Source organism: Streptomyces sp. NPDC057307 (assembly GCF_042667665.1).
Classification (GTDB): domain Bacteria; phylum Actinomycetota; class Actinomycetes; order Streptomycetales; family Streptomycetaceae; genus Streptomyces.
In genome coordinates this window covers 1-12,577 of record NZ_JBHUZM010000188.1, presented here as the reverse complement: position 1 = coordinate 12,577, position 12,577 = coordinate 1, and the positions used below count along the sequence as shown (strand labels likewise).

10 protein-coding genes are annotated in these 12,577 nt (G+C 72.1%); 8 read left to right on the top strand and 2 right to left on the bottom strand.

Going from position 1 to position 12,577, the window contains the following annotated elements; genetic code table 11:
* The first annotated feature begins 168 nt into the window (after positions 1-168).
* The 8 genes from yhfZ to ACFUN8_RS34540 all read left to right on the top strand — a co-directional run bounded on the left by yhfZ (position 169) and on the right by ACFUN8_RS34540 (position 8,054).
* A complete protein-coding gene (gene yhfZ, locus ACFUN8_RS34575) occupies positions 169-1,107 on the top strand; it encodes a GntR family transcriptional regulator YhfZ (RefSeq protein WP_383646633.1) in 939 nt (312 codons plus the stop codon).
* 150 nt (positions 1,108-1,257) lie between these two features.
* Entirely contained in the window at positions 1,258-1,644 is a 387-nt protein-coding gene (locus ACFUN8_RS34570) for a transcriptional antiterminator (RefSeq protein WP_383646630.1), read from the top strand.
* A gap of 13 nt (positions 1,645-1,657) precedes the next feature.
* The gene (locus tag ACFUN8_RS34565; RefSeq protein WP_383646627.1) at positions 1,658-2,014 is read left to right on the top strand and encodes a DUF2620 domain-containing protein; all 357 of its coding nucleotides are present in this window, start codon (positions 1,658-1,660) and stop codon (positions 2,012-2,014) included.
* An 88-nt stretch (positions 2,015-2,102) separates the two neighbouring features.
* A complete protein-coding gene (locus ACFUN8_RS34560) occupies positions 2,103-3,482 on the top strand; it encodes a YhfT family protein (RefSeq protein WP_383646624.1) in 1,380 nt (459 codons plus the stop codon).
* Positions 3,483-3,538: 56 nt separating this feature from the next.
* A complete protein-coding gene (locus ACFUN8_RS34555) occupies positions 3,539-4,537 on the top strand; it encodes a phosphotriesterase (RefSeq protein WP_383646621.1) in 999 nt (332 codons plus the stop codon).
* Between the two features lies 1 nt (position 4,538).
* Positions 4,539-5,642 carry an aminotransferase class V-fold PLP-dependent enzyme gene (locus ACFUN8_RS34550; RefSeq protein WP_383646618.1) on the top strand — a complete coding sequence of 368 codons (1,104 nt, stop codon included), beginning with the start codon at positions 4,539-4,541 and terminating at the stop codon, positions 5,640-5,642.
* Positions 5,643-5,644: 2 nt separating this feature from the next.
* The gene (locus ACFUN8_RS34545; RefSeq protein ID WP_383646615.1) at positions 5,645-6,805 is read left to right on the top strand and encodes an alanine racemase; all 1,161 of its coding nucleotides are present in this window, start codon (positions 5,645-5,647) and stop codon (positions 6,803-6,805) included.
* A gap of 10 nt (positions 6,806-6,815) precedes the next feature.
* Positions 6,816-8,054 (top strand): phosphopentomutase, encoded by a 1,239-nt coding sequence (locus tag ACFUN8_RS34540; RefSeq protein WP_383646612.1) that lies wholly within the window; start codon positions 6,816-6,818, stop codon positions 8,052-8,054.
* An 81-nt stretch (positions 8,055-8,135) separates the two neighbouring features.
* On the opposite strand, the gene ffh is transcribed toward ACFUN8_RS34540, so the two are convergent.
* Positions 8,136-9,686: a signal recognition particle protein gene (gene ffh, locus ACFUN8_RS34535; protein WP_382564967.1), complete on the bottom strand. Its 1,551-nt coding sequence runs from the start codon at positions 9,684-9,686 to the stop codon at positions 8,136-8,138.
* A gap of 205 nt (positions 9,687-9,891) precedes the next feature.
* Positions 9,892-12,348, bottom strand: coding sequence for a [protein-PII] uridylyltransferase (locus ACFUN8_RS34530; protein ID WP_383646608.1), 2,457 nt, complete (start codon positions 12,346-12,348; stop codon positions 9,892-9,894).
* Between the last annotated feature and the right edge of the window lie 229 nt (positions 12,349-12,577).

Here is a 12,577-nt window from a genome sequence, read left to right as displayed (position 1 = left end):
CAGGGGTGGCACCGTGCCGTAGTCCGCGCCGCGAGCCCGCCTCGGTACCGAGGACTGCGGCGCGCGCGGCATCCTGCGAGCAAGCGGAAAAGAACGCGACCCGACCACGCGAAAGACATCCGGCGGCCACTCTTGTCAGTATCCAGAATACTGGTTACTGTCCCTTCCGTGACCGGCTTCGATGAACGCTTCCTGACCCGCAACGGCCTCGCCGCCCGGCAGCTCGCCGTCCTGCTGCTCAACCACGAACCGGACACCCGCCTGCCCCGCGTCCGCGACTTCGCCGAGGAGCTGGGCGTCGGCAACGGCACCGTCCAGGCCGCGCTCCAACTCCTCGAGACGGCGGGCGCGATCCGTACGACGGCGCGCGGCCACCTGGGCACGTTCCTCGTCGATTCCGACCGCTCGGTCCTCTGGCGACTCTCGGGTCTCGGCACACTCCTGGCGGCCATGCCGCTGCCCTACTCGCACCGTTACGAGGGGCTGGCCACCGGACTGCGCGCCGCGTTCGAGCAGGCCGGGGCGCCTTTCGCGATCACGTTCATGCGCGGTGCCGGGGCCCGTACCACCGCGTTGATCGAGGGCAAGGTCGACCTGGTGGTCCTCTCGCGCTTCGCCGCCGACCGGCTGATCGAGGAGCGCCCCGTGGAACTGGTCGCGGACCTCGGCCCCGGCACGTACGTGGGAGCGCACGGGCTGCTGCTGCGGCACGGCGCGACCCTGGAGACCGACGGACTGCGGGTCGCCGTCGACCACGCCTCCGAGGACCAGCGCATACTCGCGGAGCGCGTCTTCGCCGGACGCTCGGACATCACGTGGGTCGAGGCGTCGTACATGCAGTTGCGCGACCTGTTCGCGCACGACCGCGTCGACGCCACCCTGTGGAACCTCGACGAGGTCCAGGACCGGCTCGGCGCCGGCGTGGACGTACTGCCGCTGGGCGACGAGGTCACCCGCGACCTGTCACTGCGCAACTCCAGCGCCGCGATCATCGGCAGGACCGAGGGGGCGAAGGCGCTCGGCGCCGTACGCGACTCACTCGACCTGTCGCTCATCACCACCTGCCAGGCCGAGGTACTGCGGGGTGAGCGCGCCCCGTCGTACTGACCGTCCGCCTGACAGTCCGCCTGACGTACCGAACGCCCGGCCCGCCCCGTCGGGGCGGGCACCCCCCGGGTCCGCAGAAAAAGAAGAAGCCGAGCCTCTGCTCAAAATCCAAAATCCTGGTTACTGTCGTATCGAAGAGAAGGGACCACCATGGACGACCAGCTCGCCCTACGCATTCAACTGTTCCGCGAGGGCGGCCAAGTCCGGCCCGAGGCGGCCGCGTTCGTGACGGCCGAGCTGGACGCCCTGGCCGCCGAGGGTCGCACCGTCACCGAGGAGACGGCCGGCACGCTCACCAGTCACCTCATGATGGCCCTCACCAGGCTGCTCGACGGAGAGCCGATCGCGGACTTTCCCACCGACTCCGAGATCGCCGCCGAACTCGCCGGACACCCGGCCGCGGTGGCGCGGGCCCGCGCCGTCTCCGAACGGGCGGCATCGGAACTCGGCGCCCCCCTTCCCGACTCCGAGATCAACTTCCTCGGACTGCACCTCGCCCTGCTCGACCAGAACTCGCCCCCACGGCCCCAGACATGAGAAGGAACCAGCCATGACGAAGATCCTCACCGGCGGCGTCGGCAAGGCCGAGGTCACCGAGACCGTCAAGAAGCTCGGCCTCGACGGCATCGAGATCGTGGTCTCCAACGACATGGACGCCGCGATGAAACTCCGCGGCGGCCAGGCCGACTACTTCCTCGGCACCTGCCACACCGGCGCCGGCGCCTCCCTCGGCGTACTCGTCGGCCTGCTCGGCAAGTCCACATGCCACACCTTCGGCCGCTCCGTGCCCACGGAGGACGAGGTGAACACGCTGCTGGCGGAAGGCAAGAAGGTCTTCGGCTTCGCCATCGACCAGATCGACGTGATCGCCCCGCTCATGGCCCGCGCCATCGCCGCACGCGGCTGACGGCCCCGTACGAGCCCGCAAGGGCTCGACAGACCTCGTAAGACCCCGCGCCGGGCCAGGCCCCGCCGGGCACTGAGGAGTGAATCCCGTGAACAGCGTCCTCGCAGCGAGTTCGACCGACCTCGACCTCTCGCTGGCACAGCAACTGACCGTGATAGCGCTGTGTGCGCTGACCGCGTTCATCTCTCATATGGCACTGGCCGTCTTCAACGACGGCGTGCGCCCCTTCATGCTCGACTTCATCCAGGGGCGGTCCACGCGCAACGCCACCACCGCCGTGTCCTTCGGTCTCTCCGCCGGCTTCATCTTCGGCCTCGGCGCCCCGATGGCGCTGTCCACCGGCGTACTGAACCCGTGGCTGGTCTTCCTGCCCACCGACATCCTCGGCATCCTGTCGCCCAAGAAGTGGATCGCGCCGCTGCTCGGCGGCGCGTGGGGCGCCGTGGTCGTGTTCGGCCTCAACGGGGCCAACAGCCTCGCCCACGACCTGCCCGTCGACTTCCTGACCGCGCTCCAACAGATGTCGACGCCGATCCTGTTCCTGTTCACGCTCTTTCCGGTGCTCGCCATCACCAAGCAGTTCGGGCGGCTACGGGGCGGGATAGCCGCGGTCGTCGAGCTGGCGCTCGTCGTGATGACGATGAAGGTCTGGCCCGACATCTTCCCCGGCTCCATCGCGATGGCCGTCGGAGTCCTGACGCTCATCGGCTTCGCCGTCAACAAGGACATGGCGCAGCGGAAGTCGGACCGGGCCGAGGCGGCGAAGGCAGCGGCGGCGGGCGACCCGGCCCAGGAGGGGAAGAACGGGGCGACGGACGACGCGGACGATCCGATGGCCTCGCTCTTCAGCGCGAGCGCGCTGCGGCTGCGCCGCCATCTGCCGCTGTTCATGCTGCTCGGGGCGGGCGTCTGTGTGCTGGCCCAGTCGCATGTGTTCGGCGGTGGTGAGGCGACGAGCTTCCTGATCGCCAAGGGCGACTACGCGGAGGCCGCCCAGGTGGACTTCTACCGGGCGTTCGGCTTCGTACCGCTGATCGCGACGACCGCGCTCGCCTCCGGCGCGTACGGCATCGCCGGCTTCACCTTCGTCTACCCCATCGGCTACCTCATGCCGAACCCGTTCCTCGCCGCAGTCGTCGGCGCGGCGGTCTTCGCGATCGAGGTGCTGGCACTCTCCGCCATCGGCAAGGTCCTCGGGAAACTGCCCAGCGTCCGTGACTCCTCCGAGCATCTGCGCAGCGCGATCGGCGACGCGCTGGGGCTCGCCATCCTCTTCGGTTCGCTGATGGCCGCCAACGTCATGGGAGGGGGCCTCGGCATCCTCATCGTGGGCGGGCTCTACCTGCTGAACGAGTCGATGGGCCGCCCCGTGGTGCGGATGGCGGCGGCGCCCGCCGCGGTCATCGTGGGCGGCGTGCTGCTGAACGTCCTCTACTGGCTGGATCTGTTCACTCCGATCAAGGGATAGGGGCGCTACGAGACCCGCCGTGGCGAACACGCTCCACACAGGAAGGCCCCCGCACCATGCAGCACCCCGACTCCGGCACCGCGCCCGGCACCGGTGACGCCGCGCGCCGGTCGCACCATCTGCGCACCGTCACCGGGCCGTTGCCCGTCTCCGCCGTGCGCGGGCCCGCGCTCGCCCACGAACATCTGGTCCTCGATCTCGACCGCGCCGGTGACGGTGCGGCGGTTCTCGACGCGGACCGGCACGGGGCCGCCGTCACCGCGGAACTGGCGGCCCTGCGCGAGGAGTACGGCCTCGGCCTGGTCGTCGAGCTGACCTGCCGCGGCATGGGCCGCCGTCCGCACGCCCTGGCCCGGATCTCCGCGGAGGCCGGGGTGACGGTGGTGGCCGCCACCGGCTGGTACTACGAACCGTTCCACCCGGCGGAGCTCGACGGGGCGAGCGTCGAGGAACTGACCGCGACCCTCGTACGGGAGATCGAGGCCGGAATCGGCGACACCGGGATCCGGCCCGGTGTACTCGGCGAGATCGGCAGCCACGGCGACACGCCGACCGAACCGGAGACCCGCGCCCTGCTGGCCTCGGCGCACGCCGCCGTCGCCACGGGGCTGTCGGTGGCCACCCACGCCCAGCTCGGCCACGGCGGTCTCGCCCAGTTGGCACTGCTCACCGGCGCAGGTCTCCCACCGCACCGGATCTCGCTGGGCCACCAGGACCTGCTCGACGCCCCGACGGTGCACCGCGAGTTGGCGGCGAGCGGCGCGTACGTCGCCTTCGACACCGTCGGCAAGGAGAGCTACCAGAGCGACACCACGCGGCTGCGGCTCCTGCTGGCGCTGTTGGAGGCCGGCCACGCCGACCGTGTCCTGCTCAGCTGCGACATCTCCCGGCACGCCTATCTGCGGTCGGAGGGCGGGCAGGGGTACGGGCATCTCTTCCGGTCCTTCCTGCCCCGGGTACGCGCCGCCGGCGTGGACGATGACCTGATCGATCTGATGACACGGCGCAATCCGCTCCGGTTCCTGACCGGTGCGGACACGAAGGAGAACCACTGAGATGTCCGTACAACTGCCGCGGACCTTCCCCCTGGCGACGATCCCGCTGGACGACGCGGTCCGGATGCAGTTCAGGCTGCTGGAGCGCGTCGCCGAGCGATTCGAGGGGCAGCAGCTCTTCGAGGCGGACGCGGGTGTGGTGCCCAGACTGGGCCGGCCCCGTACCACCGCGCGGGTCGAGTCGGTGCTGGCCGACTTCTTCGGCGCCGAGGACGCCGCGCTGGTGCAGGGCGCGGGTACGGGGGCCATCCGCGCCGCGCTGCAGGGCGCCGTCGGCCCCGGCGACCCGCTGCTGATCCACCGGGCACCGGTCTACCGCACGACGGCGGTGACCCTGCGCGGTCTCGGAGCCCGCACCGTCGAGGCGGACTTCAACGACGGCGCGGCCCTTCGCCGGGCCCTGGACTCACGTGAGTTCGAGTGGGCGTACGTCCAGCACAGCCGGCAGCGGCTCGCCGACTCGTACGACACGGGGGACGTCCTCGCGGCCTGCCGAGCGGCCGGGGTGCGCACGATCGTGGACGACAACTACGCGGTGATGCGCGCCCCGTTGTGCGGAGTTGAGCTGGGCGCCGACGCCTCGTGCTTCTCGCTCTTCAAGCTGCACGGGCCCGAAGGAGTCGGCGCCGTGGTCGGGGCGGGCGACATCGTGGCGCGCGTGCGCGCCGACAACTACTCGGGCGGCGGTCAGGTGCAGGGCCACCAGGCGCTCGACGCGCTGCGCGCCCTCACCCACGTCCCCGTCTTGTGGGCCGTCCAGTCGCAGGTCGGCGCCGAGATCGCCGACCGGCTCGCCGCCGGGGAGGTCCCCGGCGTGGCGGAGGTACGGATCGCCAACGCGCAGGACCGCTGTCTGCTCGTACGCCTGGACCGCCCCGTCGCGCGTGAACTGCCCGCGGCGGCGGCGCGGCACGGCGCCGCGCCGTACCCCGTAGGCTCCAACTCCCGCTACGAGATCGCCCCGCTCTTCTACCGGATGTCCAGCTCGTCTCTCGACGACGCTCCGGAGCTCGCCGACCGGACCGTGCGGATCAACCCCATGCGGGCCGGCGCCGATCTGGTGATCGAGATCCTCCGCCGTTCGCTGCACGACCTGAAGGACTGAACGTGTTCCTGGACGCCGTCCTGGCCCGCAACCCCGAACTTGTCGACGTGGCGGTCTCGCTGCACAACTCCGGCACCGTCCCGCCCGATACGTACGTGATCGACGCCGACGCCGTGGAGGCCAACGCCGCGCTGCTGGCCGGCGAGGCCGAACGGCTCGGACTGTCGCTCTGGTTCGTGGTCAAGCAGATCGGCCGCAATCCGGCGCTGATCCGGGCGATCGCCCGGCACATCCCCCGGTTCGCGGCGATCGATCCGTACGAGGCGCGGCTGCTGCACGACGCGGGGGCACGGGCCGGCAACCTCGGCCACCTCGTACAGATTCCGCCCCGTCAGCTGCCCGAGATGCTCGGCTGGCGGCCGGAGACGGTGACCGTGTTCGACCTGGCCAACGCGCGCGCCGTCTCGGACGCCGCCCGGCGGCTCGGCTTCGTCCAGGACGTTCTCGTACGTCTGGAGGGCACCGACAAGGTATATCCGGGGCAGGAGGGCGGCGTACCGCTCGCCGGGCTCGACGACTTCGCGGCGGCGGCCGAGGCGCTGCCGGGCATCAGGATCGCGGGCGTCACCGCGTTCCCCTGTGTCCTGTGCGATCCGTTGACCGGTGCGCCGGCCCCCACGCAGAACTTCCAACTCGCGATGACGGCGCGCGAGTTGCTGGCCGCGCGCGGGCATGAAGGGCTGAAGCTCAGCGCCCCGAGTGCCACCTCCATGGCCACCCTCCCCCTCCTCGCCGAGCTGGGCGCCACGCACGGCGAGCCGGGGCACGCCCTGACCGGGACGACCCCACTGCACGCGGTCGACCACCATCAGCCCGAACGGCCCGCCTACGTGTACGTCAGCGAGGTCGCCCACACGCTCGCCGACGGACGGCCGGCGATCCACGGCGGCGGCTTCTACCCGCGCGCCCGTATCAACGACGCCCTGCTGCCGCGCACCGGGCTGCGCCTGCCCGTGCAGGACGCGCCCGCGGAGAACATCGACTACTACCGACTGCTCCAACGCCCCACCCACGCCGCGGACATCGAGGTCGGGGACACCGCCGTACTCGCCTTCCGTACCCAGATCTTCGTCACCCGCTCGACCGTCGCGGTCGTCGCCGGGCTCTCCACCGGAGAACCCCGGCTGACCGGCCTCTACGACGCCCAGGGCCGGGCCCGGTAAGGAGCCAGCCATGAGCACCACCGTGATCCTCGTCATCGACGGGTTCGGTGTCGGCGCGATGCCGGACGCGGGAGCACTGCGCCCCGGCGATCTCACCGCCGACACCTGCGGGCATGTCCTCGACCACTGCCGCGCCTCACTGGGCCGGCCGCTCCGGCTGCCCGCACTCGGGGCGCTGGGCCTCGGCCTCGTCCATCCGCACCCGGATCTCGCCCGCCGGACCGGCCGCCCCGTCGCCGTCGGCCGGGCCGCACTCGGCTACCCCGGGGCCGACACCTTCGCGGGGCATCAGACCATGATGGGCGCGGACTTCAGCCGGGTCACGGTGGCCCCGCTCGCCGGGCATCTCGACGAGGTGACCGGCGCGCTGAAGTCGGCGGGGCACCTGGTCGAGCCCCTGCGGGGGCAGCCGCTGCTGCTCGTCGACGGCGCCGTACTGGTCCACGACAACCTGGAGGCCGACCCCGGTATCAACTGGAACGCCTCCGGACGTCTCGACGACATGTCCTTCGACCGGATCCTCTCCATCGCCCGTACGGTGCGGGCGGTGGCGCCGGTCGCCCGCGTGATCGCCGTCGGCGGCCATGCGGACGGGGCGCTCTCCACGTACGTACGTGAGGGTGACGGCGGCACCGTCGGGCTGGACACGCCGGCCACAGGCTTCTATCGCAACGGCGGGCTCCAGGTGCGGCATCTGGGCGTGGATCTCGACCACACCGGACAGCTGCCGGATGTCGCCGCCCGTGCCGGCCTCCCCGTCACCCTTGTCGGCAAGGCGGCGGACATCCTGGCGTGCGAGGCCGCCGTACGGCGCCCCGCGGTCGCGACGGCGGAGGTGCTGGAGCACACGTTGGCGGCGGTACGGGGCGGGCAGGGCGGCCTGGTGGTCGCGAACGTCCAGGAGAGCGATCTCGCGGGCCACCAGCAGGACACGGGGCGCTACGGGAGCGTCCTGGAGCAGGTCGACGTCGGGCTCACCGAGCTGATGGGGCTGCTGACCGAGCCGGGCGACCGTCTGATCGTCACCGCCGACCACGGCAACGACCCGACGATCGGCCACGCGTATCACACGCGCGAGTACGTCCCCGTACTGATCCACCGCCCGGACGCCGCGGGGATCGAACTCCTGCCGGACGCCGCCACATTGGCGGACGTCGGGGCGACGGCCGCGGCGGCCCTCGGCCTGGACACCGGCGCGCTCACGACGGGAGCGACGCTGCTCGGCCGGCCGCCCGGCGGGGCGCGGTAGCCGCGGCGAATACGGCGGCGGCGCGGAGCCACCGCACACGCGGCCCCGCGCCACCGCCCGTCACACCGGGCCCGAGGGGCGTCAGCCCATGAACTTCTTGAACTCGTCGGGCAGTTCGAAGTTCTTGTCCGCCTCGGCCGCCGGGAGGCCGAACGCGCCACCCGCCTGCGCCGCCTCCTCGCGCCGCGCCGCGGCGGCCTGCTCCTCCTCCTTGCGCTTCATCGGGTTGCCGGAGCGCCGCTTCCCCTTGGCCTGCTTCTGCTGCTTCTTCTGCCGGCCGGGGCCGCCACCCGAGCCCGGAGCGCCGGGCATGCCCGGCATTCCGCCGCCCTGCGCCATCTTCGACATCATCTTGCGAGCCTCGAAGAACCGCTCCACCAGGTTCTTCACGGCGCTGACCTCGACGCCCGAACCCTTGGCGATACGCGCGCGGCGTGAGCCGTTGATGATGGTCGGCTCGTGCCGCTCGCCCGGCGTCATGGACTTGATGATCGCGGCGGTACGGTCGACGTCCCGCTCGTCGATGTTGCTGATCTGGTCCTTCATCTGCCCCATGCCGGGCAGCATTCCGAGCAGCTTCGAGATGGAGCCCATCTTCCGGACCTGTTCCATCTGCGCCAGGAAGTCGTCGAGCGTGAACTCCTTGGGCCCCTTCGCCAGCTTCTGGGCCATCTTCTCGGCCTCGGCCTGGCTGAAGGTCTGCTCGGCCTTCTCGATGAGGCTGAGCATGTCGCCCATATCGAGGATGCGGGACGCCATGCGGTCCGGGTGGAACGCGTCGAACTCGTCCAGCTTCTCGCCGTTGGAGGCGAACATGATCTGCTTGCCCGTGACGTGCGCGATGGAGAGCGCGGCGCCGCCGCGGGCGTCGCCGTCGAGCTTCGACAGGACGACGCCGTCGAAGCCGACGCCGTCGCGGAATGCCTCCGCGGTGTTGACCGCGTCCTGGCCGATCATCGCGTCGACCACGAAGAGGACCTCGTCGGGGCTGACGGCGTCGCGGATGTCCGCGGCCTGCCGCATCAGCTCCTCGTCGATGCCGAGACGACCGGCGGTGTCGACGATGACCACGTCGTGGACGCGGTCCTTCGCGTACTTGATGGAGTCCTTGGCGACCTTGACCGGGTCGCCGACCCCGTTGCCGGGCTCGGGGGCGTACACGGAGACGCCCGCGCGTTCGGCGACGACGGAGAGCTGGTTCACGGCGTTGGGGCGCTGGAGGTCACAGGCGACCAGCAGCGGGGAGTGGCCCTGGCCCTTGAGCCAGAGGCCCAGCTTGCCCGCGAGGGTCGTCTTGCCCGCACCCTGGAGACCCGCGAGCATGATCACGGTCGGCGGCTGCTTGGCGAAGCGCAGGCGCCGCGTCTCGCCGCCGAGGATGCCTACGAGCTCCTCGTTGACGATCTTGATGATCTGCTGGCTGGGATTGAGCGCCCGCGAGACCTCCTCCCCGCGCGACCGCTCCTTGACCTTCGCGGTGAAGTCGCGGACCACGGGGAGCGCGACGTCCGCCTCGAGGAGCGCGATGCGGATCTCGCGTGCGGTGGCGTCGATGTCCGCCTCGGACAGTCGCCCCTTGCCGCGGAGGGTTTTGAAAGTCGCTGAGAGGCGATCGGAGAGGGTATCGAACACGGCGCTCGTAGGTCCTCAGGGGTCGGGGGCAGGGTGGATTGCTCTCCAGGGTATCCGGCCGGGCGAACACGGGGGGCCGTGCCCGGTGTGAATGCCCGTACGGGGCCCTCCGCCGCAGCGTCCCACGGCCCCGTACGACGACTGTCCGCCCCGCTCCGCGGCGCAGGCCGTCTACGCGGTCAGCCGTGCCCGGCCTGCCCCGTGGTCAGCCGCGCAGGGCCTCCTCCACCATCTTCGCGACCGTCGTCGCCTCCCCGTCCGTCAGGAGGGCGCCGTCGGCGCGCGTGACGTACACGGTGTCCACCACGTTCGCGCCCAGCGTGGACACGTGCGCGCTGCGGACCCGTACCGCCGCCTCCTCCAGCGCCCGCCCGATCCGGTGCAGCAGACCGGGGGCGTCCTGTGCGCGTACCTCGATGACGGTGGCCAGCTCCGAGCTGCCCGGCACCACCGTCACACGGGGCGGCGGAGCCTGTGTGCCGCGCCGCCGGGGATAGGCGGCCTCGCGCTCCGCGAGCCGGGAGCGGATGTCGAGCGATCCGTCCAGGGCGCGCACGAGGTCCGCGCGCAGCCGCGTCGCCTGGGGCAGGGAACCGTACGCCGCCGCGACCCGCCAGCTCAGCAGCAGGACGTCGGAGACCTCGCCGAGCGCCGTGGGCAGTTCGACGATGCGCAGATCGGCGGCGCGCACGGTGAGACGGTGCAGCGCGAGGACTCCGGCGGCGGCCGGCAGGACACCGGGGCGGTCGGGCAGAGCGATGAGCAGTTCGACGCCGACCGGCTCCGGTTCGTCGTCCTCCTGGGGAGGCTCCGGCTGGGTGTGGAGGGACAGGACGGGGCCGCCGGTGCGCAGCGCCTCGACGGCGAGGCGTTCCTGTTCGGCACTGGTCACCACGGGGCGCGGCGCGGCCGGTGGCTTGCCCGCGAGGGCGGCCGCGACGCGGCCGACGAGGTCCGTGACGAGCGATCCGCGCCAGGTGGACCAGGCGGCGGGGCCGGTGGCGAGCGCGTCCGCCTCGGTGAGCGCGTGGAGCAGTTCGAGGGTGGACAGCGAGTCGACCTTCTCGGCGACGGAGCTGACGGTGGCCGGGTCGTCCAGGTCGCGCCGCGTGGCCGTCTCGACGAGCAGCAGATGGTGGCTTACGAGCGCGGCCACGACATCGGCGTCGGCCCGGTCGAAGCCGATCCGCAGGGCGACGGAGCGCGCGACGGGCTCGCCGGCCTCGGAGTGGTCGCCCGGCAGCCCCTTGCCGATGTCGTGGAGCAGGGCGGCGACCAGGAGCAGGTCGGGGCGGCTCACGCGCCGGGTGAACGCGGACGCCTCGACCGCCGTCTCGACGAGGTGGCGGTCCACGGTCCAGGTGTGCACGGCGTTGCGCTGGGGCCGGCAACGGACGCGCTCCCACTCGGGGATGAGGCGGGTGATGAGCCCTTCGGCCTCGAACGCCTCCCATACGTCGACGGTCGGCTCCCCCGCGCCGAGCAGCGTGACGAACTCCTCACGCACCGCGGCGGGCCACGGCACGGGCAGCGGGGGCGCGGCGGCGAGCCGGCGCACGACGTACGGCGAGATCGGCAGCCCGGACTGGGCGGCGGCGGCAGCGGCGCGCAGCGGCAGCCCCGGGTCGTGCGCGACGCGCGCCGTCCTGGCGAGTACGGCCTCGCCGTCCTGCTCCACGACGCCTTCGGCGAGCGGCGTCCGCTCCGGGGCAGGCCTGCTGCTGCCGCCGCCGAGGAGGGCACGGAGCCGGGGGCGGGCGGCGCGGGAGCGCAGGACGCGGTTGACCTCGCGCCAGGTGACGTCGGAGGCGTACGACACGGTGCGCGCCGCCTCGTAGACCTGCCGCAGGAGTTCGTCGGCGTCGTCGACGCCGAGATCCGCGGCGACGCCGTCCTGCTCCTGGAGGGCGAGGCGATCGGTTGCCCGGCCCGTCGTCAGGTGCAGGGAGTCGCGTACGTCGAGGAGCGCGCGACGGGCGTCGGCGAGTCCTTCGCGGGGAGCGTCGGCCAGCCAGGACGCGGCGACGGCGCGCAGGGCGGTGGCGTCCCTGAGACCGCCCCGTGCCTCCTTGATGTCGGGTTCGAGAAGGAACTGCAGCTCGCCCTGGCGCTCCGCGCGTTCGCGGCAGAGTTCGTCGAGTTCGGGAAGGCGCTTGGGGGCCTGGTTGCGCCAGTCGGCGAGTACGGCGGTGCGCAGGGCCGCGGTGGGCGCCGGGTCGCCGACGATGTGGCGGGCGTCGAGGAGCCCGAGCTGCACCTTGAGGTCCTGGCCGGCGGTCTTGCGGGCCTCGGCCGTCGTACGTACGGAGTGGTCGAGGGCGAGCCCGAGGTCCCATACGGGGTACCAGACGCGGTCCGCGAGGGCGGCGATGGCCGCGGCGTCGGAGCCCCCGTCGTGCAGAAGGAGAAGGTCGAGGTCGCTACGGGGGGACAGTTCACCGCGTCCGTAGCCACCGACGGCGACGAGGGCCGCGCCCTGGACGCCCACCTCGCGGACCGCGGCGGTGAACAGCGCGTGCAGCCAGTCGTCCGTGAGTCGTGCCAGGGCGGCGCGGCGCGGCGGGCCGGACCGTGTCTTCTCGTGGAGAAGGCGCAGTCTGGCCGCCGCGTAGCCGCTGGGTCCGGGGTCCGGTTGTCCGGTCGTCTGTTCAGGGGTGGTCACCCGGCAGGTCCCGTCTTTCGGCGGGCGTCCCACGTGCGGGCCGCCCGGTTTCGCTGCGCGTCCCGTCTCCGAGCGCGCTCGGTGTCACAACTCGCGCGACGTTGTCACGAGTTGGGCGCCGGCTCGCGCTCCGTTCCCCGGAACGCGAGCGGCGCCGGGCGCCCACGGCGCCCGGGGTGGGCCCGCGCCCGGGCCGGGGCGCGCGCCCAGCACCCCCCCCCGAAGCATC